At 64.5% G+C, this 23,020-nt stretch carries 28 protein-coding genes and 1 pseudogene; 21 read left to right on the top strand and 8 right to left on the bottom strand.

The features are described from left to right. Positions 1–241: 241 nt before the first annotated feature. A complete protein-coding gene (locus tag ABZ824_RS20920) occupies positions 242–1,222 on the bottom strand; it encodes an ABC transporter substrate-binding protein (protein ID WP_356964826.1) in 981 nt (326 codons plus the stop codon). A gap of 149 nt (positions 1,223–1,371) precedes the next feature. On the opposite strand from ABZ824_RS20920, the gene ABZ824_RS20915 reads away from it, so the two are divergent. Together ABZ824_RS20915 and ABZ824_RS20910 are read left to right on the top strand one after the other, a co-directional pair. Beyond that, the gene (locus tag ABZ824_RS20915) at positions 1,372–3,162 is read left to right on the top strand and encodes an MFS transporter (RefSeq protein WP_356964825.1); all 1,791 of its coding nucleotides are present in this window, start codon (positions 1,372–1,374) and stop codon (positions 3,160–3,162) included. A 64-nt stretch (positions 3,163–3,226) separates the two neighbouring features. Further along, complete coding sequence (locus tag ABZ824_RS20910; RefSeq protein ID WP_356964824.1) at positions 3,227–4,357, top strand: MAB_1171c family putative transporter; 1,131 nt, start codon at positions 3,227–3,229, stop codon at positions 4,355–4,357. A 214-nt stretch (positions 4,358–4,571) separates the two neighbouring features. Here ABZ824_RS20910 and ABZ824_RS20905 read toward each other — a convergent pair whose 3' ends face one another. Beyond that, positions 4,572–4,961 (bottom strand): cupin domain-containing protein, encoded by a 390-nt coding sequence (locus tag ABZ824_RS20905; RefSeq protein ID WP_356964823.1) that lies wholly within the window; start codon positions 4,959–4,961, stop codon positions 4,572–4,574. A gap of 232 nt (positions 4,962–5,193) precedes the next feature. Further along, complete coding sequence (locus ABZ824_RS20900) at positions 5,194–6,654, bottom strand: MFS transporter (RefSeq protein WP_356964822.1); 1,461 nt, start codon at positions 6,652–6,654, stop codon at positions 5,194–5,196. A 69-nt stretch (positions 6,655–6,723) separates the two neighbouring features. Between ABZ824_RS20900 and ABZ824_RS20895 the strand changes: the two genes are divergently transcribed. After that, positions 6,724–7,386, top strand: a complete 663-nt coding sequence (locus ABZ824_RS20895) for a TetR/AcrR family transcriptional regulator (protein WP_356964821.1) — start codon at positions 6,724–6,726, stop codon at positions 7,384–7,386. 43 nt (positions 7,387–7,429) lie between these two features. Here ABZ824_RS20895 and ABZ824_RS20890 read toward each other — a convergent pair whose 3' ends face one another. Then, a complete protein-coding gene (locus ABZ824_RS20890) occupies positions 7,430–9,478 on the bottom strand; it encodes a M13 family metallopeptidase (protein ID WP_356964819.1) in 2,049 nt (682 codons plus the stop codon). Between the two features lie 347 nt (positions 9,479–9,825). On the opposite strand from ABZ824_RS20890, the gene rplN reads away from it, so the two are divergent. From rplN to rpsN, 8 genes and pseudogenes are all read left to right on the top strand, one after another. Next, complete coding sequence (gene rplN, locus ABZ824_RS20885) at positions 9,826–10,194, top strand: 50S ribosomal protein L14 (protein ID WP_039795505.1); 369 nt, start codon at positions 9,826–9,828, stop codon at positions 10,192–10,194. Position 10,195: 1 nt separating this feature from the next. Then, entirely contained in the window at positions 10,196–10,513 is a 318-nt protein-coding gene (gene rplX, locus ABZ824_RS20880) for a 50S ribosomal protein L24 (RefSeq protein ID WP_039795507.1), read from the top strand. Between the two features lies 1 nt (position 10,514). Then, complete coding sequence (rplE, locus tag ABZ824_RS20875) at positions 10,515–11,078, top strand: 50S ribosomal protein L5 (protein WP_355076098.1); 564 nt, start codon at positions 10,515–10,517, stop codon at positions 11,076–11,078. Positions 11,079–11,082: 4 nt separating this feature from the next. Next, the gene (locus ABZ824_RS20870; protein WP_014981705.1) at positions 11,083–11,268 is read left to right on the top strand and encodes a type Z 30S ribosomal protein S14; all 186 of its coding nucleotides are present in this window, start codon (positions 11,083–11,085) and stop codon (positions 11,266–11,268) included. A 412-nt stretch (positions 11,269–11,680) separates the two neighbouring features. Further along, positions 11,681–12,001: a hypothetical protein gene (locus ABZ824_RS20865; protein ID WP_356964818.1), complete on the top strand. Its 321-nt coding sequence runs from the start codon at positions 11,681–11,683 to the stop codon at positions 11,999–12,001. 3 nt (positions 12,002–12,004) lie between these two features. After that, positions 12,005–13,432, top strand: a complete 1,428-nt coding sequence (locus ABZ824_RS20860; protein WP_356964816.1) for a WXG100 family type VII secretion target — start codon at positions 12,005–12,007, stop codon at positions 13,430–13,432. Positions 13,433–13,492: 60 nt separating this feature from the next. Continuing rightward, positions 13,493–14,086 carry a hypothetical protein gene (locus ABZ824_RS20855; RefSeq protein ID WP_356964815.1) on the top strand — a complete coding sequence of 198 codons (594 nt, stop codon included), beginning with the start codon at positions 13,493–13,495 and terminating at the stop codon, positions 14,084–14,086. 83 nt (positions 14,087–14,169) lie between these two features. Continuing rightward, positions 14,170–14,280, top strand: a pseudogene (rpsN, locus tag ABZ824_RS20850) (30S ribosomal protein S14); the annotation flags it as partial. Between the two features lie 119 nt (positions 14,281–14,399). On the opposite strand, the gene ABZ824_RS20845 reads toward rpsN, so the two are convergent. Beyond that, a complete protein-coding gene (locus tag ABZ824_RS20845) occupies positions 14,400–15,092 on the bottom strand; it encodes an NAD(P)H oxidoreductase (RefSeq protein WP_356964814.1) in 693 nt (230 codons plus the stop codon). Positions 15,093–15,224: 132 nt separating this feature from the next. On the opposite strand from ABZ824_RS20845, the gene ABZ824_RS20840 reads away from it, so the two are divergent. Next, positions 15,225–16,163, top strand: a complete 939-nt coding sequence (locus tag ABZ824_RS20840; protein ID WP_356964813.1) for an AraC family transcriptional regulator — start codon at positions 15,225–15,227, stop codon at positions 16,161–16,163. A 77-nt stretch (positions 16,164–16,240) separates the two neighbouring features. Next, a complete protein-coding gene (locus ABZ824_RS20835) occupies positions 16,241–16,372 on the top strand; it encodes a hypothetical protein (RefSeq protein ID WP_356964811.1) in 132 nt (43 codons plus the stop codon). 90 nt (positions 16,373–16,462) lie between these two features. Here ABZ824_RS20835 and ABZ824_RS20830 read toward each other — a convergent pair whose 3' ends face one another. Next, the gene (locus tag ABZ824_RS20830; protein ID WP_356964810.1) at positions 16,463–17,281 is read right to left on the bottom strand and encodes an alpha/beta hydrolase; all 819 of its coding nucleotides are present in this window, start codon (positions 17,279–17,281) and stop codon (positions 16,463–16,465) included. Positions 17,282–17,382: 101 nt separating this feature from the next. On the opposite strand from ABZ824_RS20830, the gene ABZ824_RS20825 reads away from it, so the two are divergent. From ABZ824_RS20825 to ABZ824_RS20790, 8 genes are all read left to right on the top strand, one after another. Further along, positions 17,383–17,553: a hypothetical protein gene (locus ABZ824_RS20825; RefSeq protein ID WP_356964896.1), complete on the top strand. Its 171-nt coding sequence runs from the start codon at positions 17,383–17,385 to the stop codon at positions 17,551–17,553. A 220-nt stretch (positions 17,554–17,773) separates the two neighbouring features. Further along, positions 17,774–18,088, top strand: coding sequence for a WXG100 family type VII secretion target (locus ABZ824_RS20820; protein ID WP_356964808.1), 315 nt, complete (start codon positions 17,774–17,776; stop codon positions 18,086–18,088). 10 nt (positions 18,089–18,098) lie between these two features. Next, positions 18,099–18,398, top strand: a complete 300-nt coding sequence (locus tag ABZ824_RS20815) for a WXG100 family type VII secretion target (protein ID WP_356964807.1) — start codon at positions 18,099–18,101, stop codon at positions 18,396–18,398. Continuing rightward, positions 18,395–19,687, top strand: coding sequence for a polymorphic toxin type 24 domain-containing protein (locus ABZ824_RS20810; RefSeq protein WP_356964806.1), 1,293 nt, complete (start codon positions 18,395–18,397; stop codon positions 19,685–19,687). The genes ABZ824_RS20815 and ABZ824_RS20810 overlap by 4 nt, the downstream gene beginning before the upstream one ends. Positions 19,688–19,697: 10 nt before the next feature. After that, positions 19,698–20,105, top strand: coding sequence for a HEAT repeat domain-containing protein (locus tag ABZ824_RS20805; protein WP_356964805.1), 408 nt, complete (start codon positions 19,698–19,700; stop codon positions 20,103–20,105). A gap of 177 nt (positions 20,106–20,282) precedes the next feature. Continuing rightward, positions 20,283–20,627 carry a hypothetical protein gene (locus ABZ824_RS20800; protein ID WP_356964804.1) on the top strand — a complete coding sequence of 115 codons (345 nt, stop codon included), beginning with the start codon at positions 20,283–20,285 and terminating at the stop codon, positions 20,625–20,627. Between the two features lie 173 nt (positions 20,628–20,800). Further along, positions 20,801–21,184, top strand: a complete 384-nt coding sequence (locus ABZ824_RS20795) for a hypothetical protein (protein WP_356964802.1) — start codon at positions 20,801–20,803, stop codon at positions 21,182–21,184. Positions 21,185–21,249: 65 nt separating this feature from the next. Continuing rightward, the gene (locus ABZ824_RS20790; RefSeq protein WP_356964801.1) at positions 21,250–21,663 is read left to right on the top strand and encodes a hypothetical protein; all 414 of its coding nucleotides are present in this window, start codon (positions 21,250–21,252) and stop codon (positions 21,661–21,663) included. 142 nt (positions 21,664–21,805) lie between these two features. Here ABZ824_RS20790 and ABZ824_RS20785 read toward each other — a convergent pair whose 3' ends face one another. Together ABZ824_RS20785 and ABZ824_RS20780 are read right to left on the bottom strand one after the other, a co-directional pair. Beyond that, a complete protein-coding gene (locus ABZ824_RS20785) occupies positions 21,806–22,012 on the bottom strand; it encodes a DUF397 domain-containing protein (RefSeq protein ID WP_356964799.1) in 207 nt (68 codons plus the stop codon). After that, the gene (locus tag ABZ824_RS20780) at positions 22,002–22,901 is read right to left on the bottom strand and encodes a helix-turn-helix transcriptional regulator (RefSeq protein WP_356964797.1); all 900 of its coding nucleotides are present in this window, start codon (positions 22,899–22,901) and stop codon (positions 22,002–22,004) included. Before ABZ824_RS20780 ends, ABZ824_RS20785 begins: the two co-directional genes overlap by 11 nt. Positions 22,902–23,020 lie beyond the last annotated feature (119 nt).

Genomic DNA, 23,020 nt, shown 5'->3' with positions numbered 1-23,020 from the left:
TCTTCGGTCCGCAGGCGGACCTGTGGACTGTCCGCGCTCCTCTCCGGATCGATCCTGATGAGGGGCGTCGCCGCAGGCTCGCGTCGCCCCAGCGCGGACGCCGCTCCGAGCGCGCGGGCGCGGTCTGTCGCCGTGGACGCGGTCGAGTGGGTCATTCCCACACAGCCGATCGGGTCCGCTGTGGACATGCGGCGAGCAGCGCGTACCACCGCTTGCCGGGCCGAGTCGACCGACGCGGCGCCTATTTCGCCGCAGCGGCGAAGGCGGGTTCCAGCTTGTCGAGGATGTACGGCACCGAGAGCGCCGTCGGCGTGTTCACGGCGCTGATCTCCTGGGTGGTGAGGAACACGACCGAGCCCTTCTTGACCGCGGGCAGGTCGGCGTAGCCGGGTAGCTGCCGGAACTTCTCGTCCAAGCCGGGGGCGTAGCCGGCCAGCAAGAGATCGGCGGTCAATTCGTCGACCCGCTCCGGGGACAGGGCCAGCCTGCCCTGATTGGCGGGCAGGTCGGTGAGGTTCTTCGGAATGCCGAGACCCAATTGGGTGAAGACCTTCGACGATCCGTCGTCGGGGTCGGTCAACACCATGAGCTGTGCCGGACCGGCCAGCCAGGTACTGGCGAACGTCTTGCCCTTCAATCCGGGGCTCGCGGCGGCGATCGCGGCGACCTTGTCATCCACCTTCGCGATCACCTTGCTCGCCTCGTCCGGCTTGTGCAGCACCTTGCCGAGGGTGGTGATCTGGTCCTGCCAGGGCGCTACCGCCGCTTTGCTCAGGGCGGGCAACGTGGGCGCGACACGGGAGAGTTCGTCGTAGGTCTTCTGGTCGGCGATGAACGGATCGACCAGGATCAGGTCCGGCTCCAGCGCGGCGACCTGTTCGGCGAGGTTCCCAGTGCTGGTGAGCGCCTTCGCCGATGCGAGGCTCCCCGGCTCCCACGGCGGGGTGCTCTTGGAGGCGATCGCGACATTGTCGAGGTATCCGACGGGCACCACGCCGAGCGCGAGCGTGGTGTCCAGCCACTGATTGCCGAGGGCGACGATCTTGTTCGGAGTGCCTTCGACGGTCGTCTCGCCGCGGGCGTGGTGGATGGTCACCTGTTCGCCGCCGGACGCCGAGTCGTCCTCCGCCGATCCGCACGCGGCCAGGCCGAGGGCGAGGACTCCCGTCAGCACAGTCAGCGCCGCCCGCGACCAACGGCCGCGCGTCCGAACAGAGTTCATCTGCCGCACCTTCCTTCCAAGCAAGCTAGCCAAGGCTAACCTATGTAGCTCCCGGGTGGTATCGGTGCTCGGTGGATGCGGCTCCATTTGATGGTTACATCGGCTAACTATATAGTTTGCCGTGGTAACTATCTGGTGAGGGGCTGTCCGTGACGAATCCATCCATCGAAGTCGATCCGGGTGATGTCCGAACCATCCGGCGCCGGTTGCGCTACGACCGGGACCATCCGCGCTACAAGTGGATCGTTCTGACCAACACCACGCTGGGTGTCCTGCTCACGGCGATCAATTCCTCGATCGTGCTGATCTCGCTGCCCGCGATCTTCCGCGGCGTCGGGCTCAACCCACTCGAGGCGGGCAATGTCGGGTACCTGCTGTGGATGCTGATGGGTTACCTGCTCGCCACCGCCGTGCTGGTGGTGATGTTCGGGCGGCTCGGCGACATCTTCGGCCGGGTGCGGGTGTACAACCTGGGCTTCACCATCTTCGCGCTGTCGGCGGTCGCCTTGTCCTTCGATCCGTGGCACGGGGGCGCGGGCGCGTTGTGGATCATCGTCTGGCGCGTCGTCCAGGGTGTCGGCGGCGCGATGCTGACGGCCAACTCCTCGGCGATCCTCACCGATGCCTTCCCCGCGAGCCAGCGCGGCACCGCGCTCGGCATCAACATGGTCGCCGCGGTGGCCGGTTCGTTCTTCGGCCTGCTCATCGGCGGCGTGCTGTCGGAATGGGATTGGCGTGCGGTGTTCTGGGTCAGTGTCCCGATCGCCGTTCTCGGCGCGGTCTGGTCCTATCGTTCGCTGCACGAGGTCGGCATCCGGACCTCGGGCAAACTGGACTGGGCGGGCACCATCACCTTCGGTCTCGGACTCACGGCGCTGCTCACCGGCATCACCTACGGCATCCAGCCCTACCGCGGCCACGCGACCGGCTGGACGAGCCCGTGGGTGCTGGCCGCTGTACTCGGCGGCCTTCTCCTGCTGGTCGCGTTCTGCGTAGTGGAGACGAGGGTCCCCGATCCGATGTTCCACCTGGGCCTGTTCCGCCACCGCGCCTTCGGTCTCGGCAACTTCGCCAATCTGATGGTCTCGATCGGACGTGGCGGCATGCAGTTCATGCTCATCATCTGGCTACAGGGCATCTGGCTTCCGCTGCACGGGTACGACTTCGAGTCCACCCCGCTGTGGGCAGGCATCTACCTGCTGCCGTTGACCATCGGCTTCCTCGCCGCAGGCCCGATCTCGGGCTGGCTGTCCGATCGCTACGGGCCCCGGCTGTTCACCACCGGAGGCGCGTTGCTGACCGGCGCGACCTTCATCTTGCTGCTGGTCATCCCGGTGAACTTCGACTACTGGCTGTTCGCGTCGATCACCGTGCTCAACGGCATCGGCAGCGGGCTGTTCTTCTCGCCGAACACCGCCGCCATCATGTCCAGCGTTCCCGCCGCCCAGCGCGGCGCGGCCTCCGGGATGCGCGGCACCCTCTTCAACGGCGGCAACGCGCTGTCCATGGGAATCTTCTTCTCCCTGATGGTCCTCGGACTGGCGGCGAGCCTGCCATCGGCGCTCGACTCCGGTCTGCGCGCACAGGGCGTCTCCGCCGGAGCCGCCGCCGAACTCGCCGGCATGCCGCCGGTGGCGAGCATGTTCGCCGCGTTCCTCGGCTACAACCCGATCCAGGAGCTGCTCGGACCGTCGGGTGAACTCGACAAGCCAGGCGTCAACGCCGAAACCCTCACGGGCCAGGAGTTCTTCCCGAACCTGCTCACCGGCCCGTTCCACTCCGGATTGCTCGTGGTGTTCGTCTCGGCGGCGGTGATGATGCTCCTGGCGGCCGTGGCGTCGTGGTTCATCGGCGAGAAGTACGTCTACGACGAGGCCGCCGAACTCGCCGAAGCCGATCGGGTCACGCAGGACGCGTCCGCCGCGGCGGCCGTGCGCTGAAACACCGCGGCGGTTTCGCGCCCGGGCTGGCCCCACGCCGAGCGACGGCATACGGTCGATCGCGATGAACGCTGTTCCGACTCCAGTGGTGCTGTCGGTTGTCGTATTCGTCGCGCTCATGACCGCCGGGCGGTGGGTGCTCGTCGACGAGACGGCTACCGATCGGCTGATCAACCGCACGTTCAGCTGGAACCTGCTAGGTCTGCTGCTGTACGAGGTGACCGTCGCGGTGGGCCGTCCCGAGTTCGGGCCGCGGCTCTACCTCGGCTGCGGTCTCCTGGCGCTCGGCAGTTTCTACGGGCTGGCCAGGCTTGTCGACGGTGCCGATGCCGCAACCGTCCACCTGCGTCAGCGGCGATACGATGCGACGGCGGTCGCTGCCGTTGTTTCGCTGATCGTCGCCACACCGATCCTGCGGTGGGCCTGGCAGTTGGACTATGTCGAAATCGTATGGACGATGTCCGCGCTCCCTGGAGGTCTCTGTGCGCTGCTCTTCGCCCGCGCCTGCGTTCGCGAGCTGCGCGCCATAGGCGTTTCGATCAGAGAGAAGCTGACGTTCGCGGTACTGCTGGCGTTCGCGACCTATTGGCTGATCTCGATGACGATCATGGTAGGTCGCGCGCTCACCGGTACGCCTCCGAGCCAGCCGGGCAAGGTGTGGGCCGTCGCGGCGGTGCTCACGTTCTCCGCCGTCACCCTGTTGACCATGATCCCCCTGGTCACGGCGCTGCTGGCGCGAACGGGCTTGGACCGGACCGGCCGTGACTGCCGTAGATTGCGGCCGCTGTGGCGAGATCTCACCGCCGTGGTGCCGGAAGTGATTCTGGCGGAGGACGGTTCCGCGCCGAGGGAAGCAACGTCCCGGCTCTATCGGATGACCGTCGAGATCTGGGATGCGCTGCTACACCTGAGACCGTATGTACCCGCTTTGCCCGAGGCCGGCTCGCCCGCCGGTCGCGACGATGCGCGTCGCTCTGCCCTCCAGGTCGCGCTGGCCGTGCGAGCCAAACGCGACGGTGACACACCCACTCCCGGCTCGATGGCCGCGGGCGCGGCGCATGCGGAGGCTCGCGATCGCGCGGCGGAGTTCCGGTTCCTGCTCGAATTGGCGCGTGTATGGCCGGAAGCCGTCGCGGCCGTGGGCTATCGGTCGGACACGGCGCGGTTTTCCACAATCGCGGCGGTGTCCCGATAGCCGGACGTGTCTCGGCGACACGGCGAATCGACGGACATGATCGTTCCGCCGGGCCACTCGGCGCCCGGATTCGGCTCCTACCGTATGTATCCCGGTCGGTACGTCATGGATCGGTCGCTCGCGCGGCCCGACCGCCGGGTGCGGGCAAAGCCGGCGGTGATCAGACCCCGCGGTGCTCGCACACGCGATCCATGTGCGAGCACCTCTGGGCGGATCACCGTGCGGTGACGGGCTCCTGGCGGGTCTCGTGGCGCAGGCCGACGGACATGATGTCGGACGGTCCGTCGAGTTCGATGCGGTGCCAGCGGTTGCGGGGGACGACGAACGCGGTGCCCGCGGTGAGGCGCACCATCGTCTCGTCGTCGCCCGCGTGCTCCGGTCGCAGGTAGAGACGCAATGCGCCGGTCAGGCAGCACACCGCTTCGTCGCTGCCGGGATGGACTTCCCAGTGGTCGGCGTGCACGTCGGCATCGGATTCGACGTGGAACGTCGCGAGCTGCCAGTCGCCGTCGCCGGTGCTCATCCGGCGTTCACCGGCTGCTACGTGGCCGTCATGGCCGAAATGGATGGCGCGGCCGAACAAGTCGATCGGGGCCTGATTCATGATGCTTCCTCTCGTCGGATTGGATGAGACTTTCCGGGCCGATCAAGGGCGGTGCCGGAACGAAGTGGGGGAGTGGATCGCCAGGCGCGGCATGGATTCCGGCACCGGATCCATGCCGCACCAATGTGGATCGGCAGCAGCGAGGCTCCGGTGGTGGCGGCTCGGTGCGCGGTCAGTGCAGAGCACTCGGCGCAATCCGACCCGTCCTGGCTCTCGGGGCGGTTGCGCTGTCTTATGGTCGCGCGGCGAAAAATTTCTCGGATAGTTCGGCTTTGGGTCGAACCACGTCTGCTCTGGGCGTGGAAATCGCGCGGTGCGTCCTCGGCAGCACAGTCGCGGCGACGACGGTCGCCACGGCGAAGAATCCCGCCGCGCAGCACAGCGCGAGGGCGTAACCGTCGTTCAGCGCCGCGGGCGCGACGCTGTCTCCGGTGCGCGCCGCCGCGACGGTGGCGAGTGCGGCCACTCCGACACATCCACCCAGCTGCCGCGCGCTGTTGAAGGCCCCCGAAGCCATTCCCGCTTCGTGGGGCGCGACGCCCATGTTCGCGGCGGCGGCAACGGGAGCCAGGCACAGTCCGAGGCCGAAGCCGCCCAGCAGCGAGGGTCCTAGAACATCGGCGAGGAAACTGCCGTCGGCGCTGATGAAAGCGAACCAGCCGATACCCGCAGTGGTGAGCACCCCGCCGATGACGAGTGCCGCTTTCGGGGAACGGCGGCCGCCCACGCGAGTGGCGACCACCGTGCCGACGATGACACTGAGCGAGAACGGCACGAAAGCCGCACCCGCCGCGCCCGCGCTCATGCCCAGGACCTGCTGCTGGTACAGCGACAGCAGATAGAACGCGCTGAATTGGCCCGCCGCGGCCAAGAATACGAACACATTCGCTCCGGCCACCCAGCGGTTGCCGAACAGTCCGAGCCGAACCAATGGTGTCGACGTACGCGCCTCGACCGCGAGAAAAGCCGCGAGCAGCATCGCACCGGCCCCGAGCGTGAGGACTGTGGCGGCGGAGAACCAACCGTGGTGTTCGGTCCGCACCACGCCGACCACCAGCAAACCTATTCCGCCGGTGGCCAGGACGGCGCCCGGCACATCGACCCGCGCTCGCCCGCTCACTCGATCGGCCGCCACACCGGCCACCGCCGCGACCGATGCGATCACCACGATCGGGACGTTGACGAGCATCACCCAGCGCCAGTTGGCGTACTCGGTCAGCAATCCGCCCACCAGCACGCCGATCGCGCCGCCCGCCGCGTTCACCGCGCTCCACACGCCGAGCGCTCGCACCCGGGCGGGACCTTCCGGAAATGTCGTGGTCAACGTGGCCAAGGCGGCGGGCGCCACGGCCGCCGCCGCGAGTCCCTGGACGGCCCGCGCGGCGACGAGTTGCCATGGCTCCTGCGCGAATCCGCCCACCAGCGAGGCGATGCCGAACATCACGAGCCCGCCGGTGAACAACCTGCGCCGCCCGAACAGGTCGCACGCCTTTCCACCCAACAGCAGGAACCCGCCGAAAGTCAGCGCGTAGACGTGCACCACCCAGGCCAGATCGACCGGCGCGAAGCCCAGATCGGCGCGGATGGCAGGCAGCGCCACGTTCACCACCGCCATGTCCAACGCGACCATGAACTGCGCGACGGCCACCGCCGTCAGAGCGACGCCGGGCCGCCCGCGAGAGTTTTTATACATGTATAGAAAGTAACCGCGCGAGTCGCCCCGTGTCCACACCCGGTTCTGCGGATGGGCGAAGATGGACGGATGCCGAGTTCGTCATCTCAGCCACAACGCACCGGCCGACCTGCGCGTATCTCCCGAGCGGAGATCCTCGCGGCGGCCAATTCGGTGATCGAGGCCGAGGGCGTGGCGAAGCTGACCATGCGCCGCCTCGCCACCGAACTCGGCTGCACGCCGATGGCGCTCTACCACCACGTCCGGGACAAGGAAGACCTGCTGCGTCTACTGCTCAACGAGTACGCCGACCAGGTGGCGTGGCCGGACCTGCCGGCGGAGCCGCGCGAGCGCGTCCGCGTCGCGGCGCGCGCCATGCACGACGTGCTCGCCGCACGGCCGTGGATCGTCGAAATCCTCACCGCCGACGACCTTTTGGGCGTCTCGGCGCTCTGGGTCAGCGAATCCATCGTGGACGGATTCGTCGCGGGAGGTCTACCGCTGGACCGCGCCGCCCAGGCGTACCGCGTCATCTGGCATTACACGGCGGGCGACCTCATCGTGCGCGCCCGATCCGCCCGCAGGGCCGCGGAGGACCGCCCCACCTTCCGCGCACAAGTCTTCGCCGACCTCGACGCCGACATCTTCCCCCGCTTGGCCGCCCTCGGCTCCGACTACCTGTCCCTGGCCGCTCAGGACACCTACGACCTGGGCCTCGCCGCCCTCATCGACGGTCTGCTCCGGTCCGCGTAGCGATCGAGCCCGCCGCGACGGGCAGGCTCGAACCTCGCTTCGCTCAGAATGTCACCCGCTGATCGGGCGGCATGTACAACTTGTCGCCTTCTTTCAGCTCGAAAATCTTGTAGAACTCGTCGAGATTGCGCACGACCTGGTTGCAGCGGAATTCGTTGGGGGAGTGACTGTCGATGCTGAGGTAGCGGACGGTGAGTTCTTTCGTCTGCTTCTCACGCCAGCTGCGGGCCCAGGACAGGAACATGGTGCGGTAGTCGGGATTGTCGATACCGCGGCGCTTTTCGGCGATGCGGAAGGCGGCCAGCGTGATCTGCAGGCCGCGCAGGTCGGCGAGGTTCTCGCCCACGGTGAGTTCGCCGTTGACGTGCTGGGTCGGCTCCAGCCCCTCTGGCACGAGCGCGTTGTATTGGTCGACCAGTTGTTTGGCCTTGGCGTCGAACGCGGCGCGATCCTCTGGCGTCCACCAGTCGCGGCGGTTGCCGTCGCCGTCGTACTTGGAGCCCTGGTCGTCGAAGCCGTGGCCGATCTCGTGCCCGATGGTGGACCCGACCGCACCGAAATTGACCGCGGGCAGAGCGTCCTTGTCGAAGAAGGGCGGCTGAAGGTAGGCGGCCGGGAAGACGATCTGGTTGGACGCCGCGGAGTAGTAGGCGTTCACCGTTTGCGGCGACATCCCCCATTCGGTCTTGTCGACGGGCGTGCCCAGGCGCGCGAACGTCCGCTTGACCTCGAACTCGTTGATGGCGAGCAACGACTCGATCAGCTTGCCCTTGGTGATCTTCAGCTTCGAGTAGTCGACCCACTTGTCCGGATAACCGATCTTGGGATCGATCTTGTCCAGCTTCGCCAGCGATGCCGCCCTGGTGGCAGGCGACATCCAGGTCGAATTGGTGAAGTTCTCCCGGTAGGCCGCGATCACGTCGGCGAGCATTTCCTTGGCGCGATCCTTGGCTTCCGGCGGGAAATGCTTGGCCACATAGAGTTTCCCGAGCTGCTCGCCGAGCTTGTCGTCGACGATGCTCACGCCGTACTTCCAGCGTTCCGGGCGCTCGTCCTGTCCGTTGAGAATCCTGCCCTTGAAGTCGAAATTCGCGTCGTTGACGGCCTTCGGCAGATAGGGCGCGAACTCCCGCAACACGGCCAACTTCAAGTAGTCCCGCCACGTGGCGATGTCCACCTCGGTCCACAGCTGACCCGCTGCCGTGATGAAGGACGGCTGGTTGACCACGATCGTCGCGAACAACTCGCGTGGGCGGTCGGTGTTGCCCGCCAGCCACGGATCCCAGTCGAAGCCCGGGGCGAGAGCGGTCATATCGGTCCAGCTGTAGACGTTGTAGGTCGCGTCGGTGTCGCGGTTGCGTACGTTGTCCCAGTGCGCGGGGGCGATGCGCTTCTCCAGATCGAACACCCGCTGAGCGACACCGGCCGGGTCGGCCCATCCCGCGCCCGCGGCGACGCGCTCGAGGAAGGTGCGGTACTGCCCGAGCACCTCGGCGTATTCGGGCTTCCGGTAGTACTGCTCCCCGAGCCCGAGTCCGGACTGGCCGACCGAGGGGATGTAGGCGTTGGAATTCTTCCGGTCGACGCCGATGCCGAGCCCGATCAGCCCGCCGATCGGCAACTCGGCCATCACCTTGGCCAACTCCGGCTTGGTGGCGGCCCCATCGATCTTCGCGAACAGCGGCGCCAACGGCGTCATGCCGAGCCGCTCGATCTCGTCCCAATCCACCCTGGCGTCGTAGAGATCCCTGATCTGCTGTTCTTCCGAGCCGGGCTTCGGGTCGTGGATACCGTCGATGATCTCGCGCAACTGCTGCTCGGTGCGCTCGCCCGCCTCGCTGCCCGAGCCGTAGCTGACCTTGTCCGGCGGCAGCTGGTACTCCCGCAGCCATTTCCCGTTGACGTGCCGGTACAGGTCGTCCTGCGGCCGTATAGTCTCGTCCGCTCCGCTGAGATCGACGCCGGTCAGCGTCCTGCTCGCGGGTTCGGTGTCGTCCGAACAGGCGACCAGCGCGGCGGCGGCCGGGACGGCTCCGAGGGCGATCAGGAAGGCACGACGATCCAGCTTCGCTGGCCGACCGGTAGATGTCACGAGAATCCTCTCCCCGACGCGGCGGTGCCGCTGGTGTACGAAGGCAGCCTTGCAGGACACGAGGCTACCGGCGCGGCGCCGGTCCGGCCCGGATTGGGGACGAGCGTCGTCGTGCGGGCCGGCGACCACCCCCGATTTGGGAACGACCTGCGGATTCCCATACACTAGACCGGTTGCCTGCGGGAGCTGTGCCCGCAATCCGGCAGTGAACCCCCAGTGGTTGGTTCCGCGTTTCTGGCTCGAACCGAGAAAACCGCTGGCAGGCGCGCGTCCGGAGGGCGACCGACCATGCCCGTCGGGTCGGCAATCCGGCGTGCACATACGTCCAGGTCAAGGAGGACGCTGAAGTGATTCAGCAGGAGTCGCGACTGCGCGTCGCCGACAACACGGGCGCGAAGGAGATCCTTTGCATCCGCGTTCTCGGCGGTTCGTCGCGTCGCTATGCCGGTATCGGCGACATCATCGTCGCTACCGTGAAGGACGCCATCCCCGGCGGCAACGTGAAGCGGGGTGACGTCGTCAAGGCCGTCGTCGTGCGCACCACCAAGGAGCGCCGTCGTCCGGACGGTTCCTACATCAAGTTCGACGAGAACGCGGCCGTGCTCATCAAGGCGGACAACGACCCGCGCGGCACCCGCATCTTCGGCCCGGTGGGCCGCGAGCTGCGCGACAAGAAGTTCATGAAGATCGTCTCGCTGGCCCCGGAGGTGCTCTGACATGAAGGTGCACAAGGGCGACACCGTGCTCGTCATCTCGGGCAAGGACAAGGGTGCCAAGGGCAAGGTCATCCAGGCCTACCCGAAGGAGAACCGGGTTCTCGTCGAGGGCGTGAACCGCATCAAGAAGCACGTCGCGAACTCCGCCAACCAGCGCGGCGCCTCCTCGGGCGGCATCGTGACCCAGGAAGCCCCCATCCACGTCTCCAACGTGATGGTCGTCGACTCCGACGGCAAGCCGGCCCGCGTCGGCTACCGGACCGACGAGGAGAGCGGCAAGCGGGTCCGGATCTCCCGTAAGAACGGGAAGGACATCTGACATGACCACGACCGAAAAAGTGCAGCCCCGGCTGAAGCAGCGCTACCGCGAAGAGATCAAGGACGCGCTGAACAAGGAATTCTCCTACGCCAACGTGATGCAGATCCCGGGCGTGGTGAAGGTCGTCGTCAACATGGGTGTCGGCGACGCCGCCCGCGACGCGAAGCTGATCAACGGCGCCGTCGAGGACCTGGCCCTGATCACCGGTCAGAAGCCGCAGATCCGCAAGGCGACCAAGTCCATCGCGCAGTTCAAGCTGCGTGAGGGCATGCCGATCGGCGCGAAGGTCACCCTGCGCGGCGACCGCATGTGGGAGTTCCTCGACCGCCTGGTCTCCATCGCGCTGCCGCGTATCCGCGACTTCCGCGGCCTGTCGCCGAAGCAGTTCGACGGCAACGGCAACTACACGTTCGGCCTGAGCGAGCAGTCGATGTTCCACGAGATCGACGTGGACCGGATCGACCGTCCGCGTGGTATGGACATCACCGTGGTGACCACCGCGACCAACAACGAAGAAGGCCGTGCCCTGCTCAAGCACCTCGGCTTCCCGTTCAAGGAGAACTGAGCACATGGCTAAGAAAGCACTGGTCAACAAGGCCAACGCCAAGCCGAAGTTCGCTGTCCGCGCCTACACCCGCTGCCAGCGCTGCGGCCGCCCCCACGCGGTCTACCGCAAGTTCGGCCTCTGCCGCGTGTGCCTGCGCGAGATGGCGCACCGCGGCGAGCTCCCGGGCGTGCACAAGAGCTCCTGGTGAGCTGACGCTCTGCGCGTCACCAACTGAACACTGAACGAGGGCACGGACTCCATGCGAGTCCGTGCCCTCGCTCGCGTTCAGGGCCATCGTTACGGCGGACTTGCATAGACTTTTGTCGTGACGACCCGAGCCTCGGATCACTTGCCCGCAGGAGCTGACCGAGCTGCAGTACCACCAGCTGCACGAAGATACCGCTGGCGAAGGCGACATCAGCTTCGCCGACTTGGTCCGGTAGCGGCTGACGGATCTCGGTCCCAGCGGACTTTCTCGAGGAGAGTGCCTTGCTCCCGTGATGTCAGTCTGGGGTTGCGATCGGCAACCGGTTAAGCTGTACCGAGCTCAGTCGGCCTCGGTGGCAGCTGTACTTACGGGTGATTCGCGACATGCCGATTGCGAATCACAAGGGGGCGGGATGGCATTCGAAGTAGACCCGGACACGCTGCGTGCGGCGGCAGGATCTATGGCGCTGTTGCCCGGCGAAATAGATCGTGCACCGCATCTAGGTGCTGAACCTGTCGCCGCAAAGTTGAAGGGCTCCGCCGTCGGGACGGCGCTCAGTGGCAGTGATGGCAAGAGTAAGACGGCCAAAGATGTTTTGCGGGCTCGGTTCAATCAGTTCTCCGCTCTGCTGGCGTTGTCGGCCGACAAGTTCCAGAACACAGATGCCGACGCGGCCAATCGCCTAGCGGCAGTGTCGGACATCAATTCGGGTGACCCGCACGGAGGACGGTGAGCTGTGCCCACCCCTATCGAAGTCCTGAACTGGGATGTTTCTGGCCTTCAGGCGGTAGCCGATAACGCGAGTCGCATCGCGGAAGTGATCATCACGGCATCCAACGCGATGCACGGCACGATCTACGGACTCGGTTGGAGAGGTGATGCGAGAAGTGCGGCGGAGCGGCGTGCTGATCGCGAGCAGGCCCAGATGCGCGCTATCGCAACAGCTTACGATGACCTCAGTACCGCCTGTGCCGGCGCCGCTCGCGATATGGCCCACCCGATCTCTGAGATCCGCACGATTTTCCAGCACTATGTAGCGCTCCCGGTCACGGTCGGCGACGACTGGAGCATCAGTGGTGTAGAAGATTGGAATTCGGAAGCAGGGGTGCAGCTTTCGAGGCTGGGTGGCCTGATCTCGACACTCGAGGCATTCGACACGCAGTGGGGCGCGAAGATCTCGGCTGCGAATGACGAACTAACGGCCATGGCGCCTGAGTCAGTGCTCGCGGCGGCCAACGCCGCGATCCAGGCCAACCGGTTGGAGGACTCGAGGGCAGACCCTGAACGCATTCAAACCTCCGCTGCAGCGTTTCAGCAGGCGTTCGGTCGGCCACCAACCAGCGCTACCGATTGGACCACTGCGGAGGCGCTGAATCCGAAGAGTTACGATCCGAAGTATCAAGGAGTTGGGCCAGAAATTCGAGTGGTCCGCATCAATCCGGTCCAAGACCAAGGGGTCGTGCGGACGAGTCAGTACATCGAGCAGCGCGATGTAACAAGCTTTCCGCCGACGAACCGGGACATGGGTGACAATCGGACGGCTGATCCCAACTTCGATCCCGAACACACACGCGTCGCTACATATGTGGACTACGAGAACGGTATCGTCGTCATCCGGCAGAACCCATCGGTCGATCAGAATCCCGACGGTAGTCCTGGAGTGTCCAAGGTCGGCGCCCCCGAGGCGACCGTTTGGCAGACAGATGACGGCACAGTGCGTATCCGCTATGACGCCGCCAATCCGTTTGCGCCGGACATAGCCAGAAATCCTCCAGGGCCGATGTCCGAGCATCCGATATCGGTCAACGGCGACTTGGTCTTTGTTCCCGGACAGGACGGCGTCCAGATACAAGGTGCTCGTTCGGACTACCCTTCCCTCGAGGCTTACCAGGACCGCCCGGATGGCAGCACTCGGACGATCACCGTGGACCCGGCTGCATCCGGCCGTTCGTGGGGTCCGGGCGTGAACCTGCCTTTCCATCACGAGCTTCCCGGGACCGATCCGAACGTCTTCGACCAGTTCAGGACGTACCAGGAGTATCCAGGTGATCAGCCTCCTGGATTCCCGGTGACCACCGATCTTCCAGGGACTGCGGCTGGGACACCCGATAAAGCCCCGTCGGTCCGCACAATCACCGAAGACGATCATCCATTGGGCAGGTAAGCTCCGCCGTCCGATTCGGTACCAAGGGATGCGGTTTATGTATCAGAGGGAGGGTGAACGATGGCCGGCCTTCGCGCCTTACGGACTGGCTACGGGTATTGGACTGCCGCGACGTGGTCCACCTCGCTGTGGTTCATTCCCCAGCTCATTGCTGTGGCAGCCGCGATGGCGGTGATCTATTCGGATCGAAATGAGCCACCCGTCGGCTGCTATTTGGTCGTATCCGCGGTCGGCGCGCTCATCGCGTTCGGACTGGCATGGTCGAGCTCTCCCAAGTGGAGGGGTGTCGCGCTCGGTGTGATCACCGCATCCTTCGTGCTGCTTGGCGTACCGGCACTGCGGTTCTTTCCCTTGGCTCTGCCGCTGGTGGCGCTCTGTATCGCAGTCGCATCGACCGATGACGAGGATTCGCCCTCTGGATTCAGCCGGACCTCCTTCACTGGATGCTCGATGGCCATGCTGGTCAATGCGGTTCCCCTGATCGCCACGGCGTACTATCTGCTCTTTCTGTACGCCTTCGTCCTGGCTGTCGAGGTGGCGATAGTTGTCGTCCTATGGCTGTCGAAGGGTAGGGCTCGGCAGTTCGGAACGGGAATCGCGATCTCCTGGCTGGGCCTGGGCGTTTCGATCCTGGCGTCACTACTCGTTTGGTGACGCAACGGCTTGTGATCCAGCGTCCGACTGTAAAACGCCTTTCCTTACTAGGGGTATCGAGATGGACGAGTGGAACAACCACACGGGCCGGCCGCCCCCACGCGGTCTACCGCAAGTTCGGCCTCTGCCGCGTGTGCCTGCGCGAGATGGCCCACCGCGGCGAGCTCCCGGGCGTGCACAAGAGCTCCTGGTGAGCTGACGCTCTGCGCGTCACCAACTGAACACTGAGCGAGGGCACGGACTCCTAGGAGTCCGTGCCCTCGCTCAGTGTTCATGATTTCGAGCTGGTTCGATGCCGCGCTCGACTGTGTGGTCAGGCCGGAACCCGGTCGGCGGCGAGGAATTCGTCGACGAAGCCCAGCGCCCGGTTGTCCAACTCCGCGTAGTGCGCTTCGCGCGCCGCGCCGGTGAGGGCTTCGTCGAGTAGCAGGTTGCCCGCCGCATCCAGGCGCTGCCGCTTCTCTTCCGCGCCGGGCAACAATCCCACCGATGACTGCGCGAGCCCGCAGTAATAGGCGATGCCGTCGTCGAGTTGCGCGCTGAGCGCATCCTGCATGGGTCCGACGAGCGCGTCGTCGTCTGCCACGCCCGCCAGTCCCAGCCACAGCATCCGCTTGCCCGCGAGCCGGGATTTGCTGCGGCCATACGCGAATCCGTAGTTCCACACCCGATCGATCCAGCCCTTCAGAATCGCCGGGACCTGCATCCAGTACACCGGGAACACTGCGACGATCACGTCGGCGCCGAGGATGCGCCCCATATGGCTCTCGACCTCGGGGGAATAGGCCTTCTCCCGGTTGCCCCATTCCGGAAGGTCGGCGGCGGCCATCCGGGGATCGAAGTTCTCGGCGTGCAGGTCCAGCAGGTCGATCCGGTAGCCGTCCGTGGTGAGCCGCCGGATGGCCAGTTCGGCGATATGGGCGGTCAGCGAATCGGGCCGGGGATGGGCGACGACGACCAGCGCGGTGCGGGTGATCGCGGTGTCCACGGTCGGGTTGTGCGGCAAGGTGGCCTCCACTGTTGGTCCGGAGATTCGGACGATCGGTTGTTCGGTCCGGTTTCCATTCCATACCCTGAGCAGTGGACGATCTATGGGTGAAGATCTACATCTGATAGGAGTTCGTCTAATCTCGATGGTGTGGATCCTCTGAGCAAACTGCTGGGCGGTATACGCGCCGAGGGAGCTGTGCTCACTACCGCGGTCTTGGAAGCACCGTGGAGCATCCGGTTCGCCGACGAGGCGCCGTTGACCATGGTGACTGTGCTGCGCGGTGCGGGGACACTACTACTGCCGGGCGGTCTGGAACGTCGGATCACAATGGGGGACACCGCGATCGTGCGCGGGCCGCAACCGTTCGTTCTCGTCGACCGCGCCGATACTGTCGGCCTGCCGCACGAGGAATACGAGGTCGCCTGCTTCGCGCCGGACGCGAAATGCGATCCCGCGCTCGATGGCGGTCGGTGGGAAAACGACCTCACCGGTGAGACCGCTCTGATCGTCGGCGCCTATCGGGCTTCCGGCCGCCGCCACGAACGTCTGCTGCGTGCTCTGCCGCCCGTCCTGGTGGTGACCGACGACGTGGAGGTGTGCGCGTGGATGGAGTCGATCGCCGCCGATGCCGCCCGGCGTCCGGCCGGAGCGCAGGCGATGATGGACCGGCTGCTCGACTGGGCGCTGGTCTGCACGCTGCGCGACTGGTTCGATGAACTGGACGCCGACGCGCCGGGGTGGTACAGAGGGCCGGCCGATCCGGTGGTCGGGCCGGCGTTGGAGGCCATGCACGGAAAGCCCTCCGCCGGTTGGACAGTCGCGTCGCTGGCCGCCGAGGCGGGGGTATCCCGGGCGCTGTTCGCACGGCGGTTCTCCGAGGTCATGGGCCAGTCGCCCCTGGCGTACCTCACCGAATGCCGGATGGATGAGGCGGAGGAACTGCTGGCTGACCGAAGTCTCACCGTGGCGCAGGTGGCGAAGGCCGTCGGCTATGCGGACGCTTTCGGTTTCAGCGCGGCGTTCAAGCGACTTCGAGGTATCCGCCCCACTGATTTCCGCGCTGCCACCACCGGTCTCGGAGCGTGAACCGGTTCCGCCGCTTCGAGACCGGCTCCAGCGCGTTCTTGATCGGCAGAGCCGAGTGAAGACTTCCGACGTCGTCGATGCACATCGAAGAGGTGCGGGAATTTCGCCTCGACGCCCACGCCGCCGAGTACCGCCCGCACCGTGACGGATTCGTCCGCCTGGAAGACGTGGTGCTCGGCGACATCAGCTTCGCCGACCTGGTTCGGTAGTCGCTGGCTCGGCCAACCTGCCGGTACCGAAAGCACTGGTCGGGGGTCGCGTGGTAGCGGCGGGGACAATCCGCCGGTACCGCACCGGCCTCATGCCTTGATGAAATCGAGGATGTCGGCGTTGAGCTGCGTGGCGTGCGAGATCATGATGCCGTGTCCGGTCGCCGGGTATTCCTTGTAGGTGTTGCCGGGAATCAGATCCTTGATCACCCGACCGCAGAGGTCGATGGGAGCCGAGGCGTCGGCGTCACCGTGGATGACCAGCGTGGGCACGGTGAGTGCGCGCAACTCGTCGCGGAAGTCGGCGTGGTAGATCGTATTCATGATCTCGTCCGCGGCGAGAAGTGAACAGTCCATGCACTTCTGCACCATCCACGCGATCCGCGCCGAAGACACCTGGTTGCCCAGATGCGTCGCGAAGAATGCCTGCGCGTTCTGTTCCATCCACAGCGGCCGATCCGCGGCGCGGGCCGCGCCCACCGCATCGAAGATCGCCTTCGGCACGCCGTTCGGATTGTCCTCGGCTTGCGCGAAATACGGCATCGTCACCGATACCAGCGCGACCCGGCTGATCCGATCGCTGCCGTACCGGGTCAGATACCGGACGATCTCACCGCCCGCCATCGAGTGCGCGACCACGGTGACGTCGCGCAGATCGAGATGGTCCAGGAATGCGGCCAGATCCGCGGCCAGCGTGTCGTAGTCGTACCCGTGCCCGACCCAGTCCGACTTGCCGTGTCCACGCCGGTCGTACGACAGGCACCGCAGGCCCTGCTTGGACAGCGGCAGCATTTGCAGCTCCCACGAAGTGCTGCTCAACCAGCCACCGGCCAGGAAGAGCACCGGCTGTCCGGTACCCCAGTCCTGGTAGTGCAGGGTGGTGCCGTCGTGCGATTCGAAGTAGGGCATCGTTTTCTCCAATCCTCGGATACCTCATCATCATGTCGGGTCTTGATAATGAAGTCGATTACCTCTCGGGTAAGTGCCCTGCTTCACGACGAGCAGCGCCGATTTCTCGATGCGGTCGGCGATTCGGGGTAGGAGGGGCGGGTAACGCCAAGCCGAAGTTCGCTGTCCGCGCCTACACCCGCTGCGGCCGCCCCCATACGGTCTACCGCAAGCTCGGCTTGTGCCGCGTCTGCGGCGGCGAGCTGCCGGGCGTGCGCAAGAGTTCCTGGTGAGCTGACCCACGGCTGAGCGTCACCAACTGAAGCCGGAGCGAGGGCACGGACTCCATACGAGTCCGTGCCCTCGCTTGCGTTTTGGGGCAGTGATTGATCGGTGTTCCGCTGCCGGGCGAGCACCGTTTTCGCATCCAGCCTTGTCGGGCAGCGCTTTTCCCGTCGCCATGCTCGGAGTACCTTGTCGGTGGGACTGTTCGGTGACAGAGGGGGCAGAGGGTTGGTCGGGGAGCAGCCATCGCTGTCGGTCGATACCGATGCAGTCAAAGCTCTGGGGCGCTTGGCCTTCGATGTCGCCACTCAGTGTCGGGACGGGTATTCGGCATTGGAGACCGATGTCCGCGACTTGCTGGAGAGCTGGACCGGTAGCAACGCAGGCGCTTTCACAGCCGGATGGGAAGAGTTCCATCAAGGGGCGGTGCAGGTGTGGGATGCGCTGTTCGAGCTGGCGGAGAAGCTGGGAATCACCGCGGACACCGTGCGCGGCGCCGACCAATCATTCGCGGCGGGCGTCAGCTCGCTCGATCTGCCCTGAGGGGGACCGTATGTCCGACGCAGAGGCCTTCTCGGTCGAGCTCGACAAACTCGAGAACTTGGCCGCCCGGATCCGAGGCTTCGCGGGGTTGCTTGCCGATCGGCTGGCGGCGATCGACCAGAAAGTCAAGGAAGTCGACGCCGCGTCGGCCGGTGCGGCGATGGTGGCCTACCGGGAAGCGCACGACGAGTGGTTGGCGGGTGCCACCGACATCGCCGAAGGGCTCACGGCTTTGGAGGAGGCCGTGAAACTCGCCCACGACGGCTATACCGGAGCTGTTGCCGAGGGCTTGAGGATCCTCGGGGTATGACGGCTCTGGCTGTCGATCCGAAGGCTTACTACCAAGCGGCCACCAACTGCTTCGACGCCGCATCCGCGCTGCGGGACAGCTTTCTGTACATCTTCGCGGAGCTGTCCGAATGCGGATCGATGGCGGGCGTGGACGAGAACGGCCAGGAGTGGGCGCGTTCGTACAACACCTCCGCCTACGAAGCGGTGGGATTCTTCCAGGACGTCCACTCCACGCTGTACGCATACGGCAGCGCCCTCAACGACATCGGCTTCACGCACGCGCAAGCCAACGCGACCATGAAGGGCGCACCGCAGCCGGACCGGCCGACAGACCCCGGAATGCCCGTGTTCGGCCCGTTCTCGGTCCCGGCTTCCGCTGGTGGCCCTGGTCAAGGGATCGTCGACAAGGGCATCAATATCATCAGCCACATCGGCATACCCGTTCCCGACGGCGACACTGGAAAACTCGCCAAGGCCGCCGACGCCTGGGATCGCCTCGGCACGATCTACCAGAACACGAACGCCCGCGACAAGATCACGATCGCGGCGAGCCTGTTCGACAGTGTCACCGCCGACGACGCGGGCTACATCCGAGACGATCTCAAATCCCTGGCCGGTTCCATCGACCAACTGCTTACCTCGTGCACCCAGATCAGCCAGTCCTGCATCGCGTACAAGGACGCGCTGACGGAACTCCGCGACGAGATCAAGGGCTTCTTGAATTCTCTCGTCCAGGAGCTCGCCATCGACGCCGCTATCACCATCGGCCTGTCGCTGATCAGCTTCGGCGCAGGCGCGGTCACCGCCGCCAAGTCTCTGGACACGGTGCGGCGATGGGCCGGGAAGATCAAAGACGGCATCATCGCTTGGCGAGCCCGCAAGGCGCTCCAGATCGCCGGCATCCGCCAGGAGGCTAGGGACGCCGCTGTCAAGGCCAGAAAGGTGGTCACCGACCTACGCGATCGGCTACGCGGGAAAATCGATGCCTCCGGAAAGCTGCCGAAGAAGTCGCTACGGCAGGAACTGGACAACGCTACCGTAACGACCGATCGCCGAATTGACATCGCGCACGGCCCACCGAACGGGTACGTCGTTAAGAAGGATGCAAATGGCAACATAACCAATTACGTACAATATGACGAAAATGGAAGGGGTATAAAGCGGGTCGACCTGACGGGTCGGCCACATGGATCCGTGCCGACGCCGCATGTAGTCGAGATGGTCCATGACGTCGCACCGGATGGAACAGTTTATGTGCGAGAATTAACGAAACAGGTCCGGCCCGCGACACCGGACGAGATTCCATGATAGGAGTAGCGTGGAACTAGCGCGTGTGCTGGCTGATTCGCACTCGGCGGACTGGAAGGTGCGCGAGGGTGCGGCTACCGAACTCGGGAAAATGCTCCCGTCGGAGCAAGTGATTCAACGACTGTCTGAACTTCTCGGTGACGATGATATGGCGGTAGAACTGGAAGCGACCGAGGTTCTGGCTCGTTTCGGTGGCCGAGCCGGACTCGTGGCCATCCTCGGAGAGTTAGGGCGACGTGTCGACGATCCTGATTCCGACTATATCGCCTACCGTTTACAAGAGTTGCAAACCAATGATGGATTGCCGATCCTGCAGAATTCTCGTAAGGTCATGGATCAGTCTCCCTCGCATGAAGTGAGCGAAGGAATAAATCAGATCGAACAGCTTTTCGGATATTTGGCTCCGAAAGATAAATAGTATGCACTCGGTAAGTGCATGGTCGTGAAGTTTCGGACAATCAAACGTCGACGGAAACGGCTTCGCCGGAGTGGCGTTCATGCGCGCCCGGCCCGCCACGCTCTCAGTCTGTGACGCGGTATGTTTTCGCGAATGGTAATCAGTAGAACGCGATTCCCGATGGTTGGAGGAGTGTAGGTGGACGACTATGAGTTCATCGAGCCGGAAGAGTCGGAGTTCTTGGAGGCTTTCGGGGCCGATCGTGTAGCCATCCCCGCAGCTGCCGCTTCCTTTGTGGTGAGTATCGACTCCGACGATCGGAACAAACTGGAATTATCATACGATGTAATAGCGAGATCCGCGCGAGTGCGTTGGTTGCAGGACTCGATGCTCGTGGTGGATATTTTCCGAGAACAGGTGAACCGTATTGCGGTCGAACGGGGCGGGGTATTCAAAATATCGACCAGCGGAATCGATCTGTCGGGCGAATTATCTGTAGAGGTTTATCCGATCCGGATCAGAGATTTGTCGCTGACCCGGTGAATTCTGTCGGTCGTATGCCGCTCGCGCGGAGCGCTGTCGGAGACAGGATTTATACATCGGTCGACGCGGCGTGGTTGGTACTCTCATCTCGTGAAGAGCTCGGACAATTGCTACGTCGATGGCCTGACTTTGTCGAATAGTTGGCCGGTATCCCCATGGAACTAGGTTCGTACATGACGCGAGATTACTCGGACTGCCCAGTCCTTTCTAATCTGTACCTCGAGGATAGCTACGTCCTCGATATCATCGAGCGGCCTACCGAAGTCGTGTTCGTCCTCGAGGCGGTGCTGACGCCCGAGCACCCGAGGTATCGCGCCCCCGGCGCCCGGGAGCAGCATTTCTACGTCCGTGGCAACCTCGTTTTCGTGAAAGTGAGCCGCGTCGAATGGCTAGAGCGATCTTTTCAGAAGTATAAGGATGCTTCAGGCTCGGAAGATTTGGGAAACGTGGATGTGTTGACCAACACTGACGGGATGTATTACATGGAGGGCGATTGGGGAAAGGTGCGAATCTGGAGCAACGACGATCCACAGTTCGAGTTTTCGGAGAAGCCGTAGTCTACGTTCGCGTGGATAGACATGAAGTTCGGGGCTGGTGCTAGGGTATTGAAGGCATATTTTCCGTGATCGAGAAGTTGGAAAACTTTCTTCTCTGCAATGTCGCGGACGATTGGGCCGCGATCGGCGAGTTCGACGGGACGGTCGAGAAAATCGCAGCGGAAGAATATTCGCGCACATATGTGCTGCGTGTTGTCGAAGAATTGGCTAACGAGGGATATATCGAGTTCGGCGCCTTCCCTGGGGGCGGCAGGGGGTGGGAGCCCTGGAATGTCGGTACAAAGGAAGCGGTCAGGCGGATTTCGGATGGCTATAACGGGGTGCCTGGGTATCTGAGTATTGCTGATAGCGAGATCGGCTCCAGCGAGATCTTCAGGGCGCGGATAACCGAGAGCGGCAGACGGCGGTTGCGGGAGCTGGGCGATCCGTACGAGAACTACGGTGATCCTTGGGCGGACGATCCCTACTTGCATGCGTGAGGTGGTCCCCGTGAGTGGCACACCACCGAGAGGTCTACTCGCGTTTTGCCGCAGCCGTGTGCCACTCGCGGGTGTCGGCCGGGGAGTTGGTGGGCGGGAGGTGCTGAGTCCGGCGGCGGGGTGCCGCCGGGGTCGAAAGTCTTCAGCTGTGGGTGAATTCGCCGTGTTTGGTTGCGGACAGGAAGGTGTCCCAGGCGGTGGGGGTGAACGTCAGGGCGGGGCCGGTCGGGTTCTTGGAGTCGCGCATGCCGACTATGCCGTTGTTCAGGTGGGCGATCTCTACGCATTGGCCGTTGGACTCACTGTGGCTGCTCTTGAACCAGTTTGCTCCGGATAGGTCAGCGGTCACCGTCAAAACTCCTTGCTACCAGGCGGAGCAGGTCTCGCGAGGTCTTTTCGTCCAGGGCCGTCTCTCGGATGGCGTCGGCCATTTCAGTGTAACGATGCACCAATTCGGGCCTTTCCAAGTAGAGATCACTGCTCATCCCGCCGTCGAGGTAGACGACCGGAGGTTCGATCGGTCGCCCTTTGCTGTCCGTGCCGAAGTCCAGGAGCACGAACGAGCCATGCAAGATGCCGCGCGTGTATCCGGCCGCGTACGGGTGGATGCGCAGAGTGACGTTCGGCCGTGTGCTGACATCAGCGAGGTAGCGATGCTGCGCGGCCATTACTTTCGGGCTGCCAACGACCCGGTGAAGCGCTGATTCATCGAGAAGTACGTGGAGGTCCACCGGTCGGGTCTTGCGGGTGACCGCAACCTGCCTGTTGAGGCGAAGACGTACTCGTTGCTCGATCTCCTCGTTGGGACCGTCGTGCAGAAAAGCGCCTATCAGCGCGCGGGCATAGTCGGCGGTTTGCAGCAATCCAGGCACCTGCACCGCGTATGACGTCAGCCGCTGGGCCGACCGCTCCATGCCGACGTACATGTTGAACGCATCCGAGAACAGTCCGCCGAGCGGAGTGACACCGTCCTCGTCGCGCGCCGTAGCCGCGCGCGACGCCAGCCCCACCGCCTGTTCGGTCTGCTCGGCGTTCACCTCGTACAGCATGCACAGCTCGCGTACGTCTTGGCGGCGTGGCTTCACCGCTCGTCCGGTTTCCAGGCGTTGTAGCCCGTTGAAGCTGAGTTGAACTTCCTTCGCGGCGATGGCGATCGTGAGGCCCCGGCCTTCACGCGCCTCGCGCAGAAATCTGCCGAGCTGGCGGCGCAGCAGCGTCGGCGACTCGACTTCGGTCATCGGCTTTCCCCAGGTGAATGAATCCAGCACACGGTCTGAACTGCATCCATTGATACCGCAGAATTCGATGCTGTCCAGGGCTTTCGGAGAAGTTGTCGGGAATACGCGAATCAGGCCGA

The sequence above is a fragment of the Nocardia sp. NPDC047038 genome, from assembly GCF_040644075.1.
In the GTDB taxonomy this organism is placed as follows: domain Bacteria; phylum Actinomycetota; class Actinomycetes; order Mycobacteriales; family Mycobacteriaceae; genus Nocardia; species Nocardia sichangensis.
This window is presented reverse-complemented; position numbering and strand designations above follow the sequence as displayed.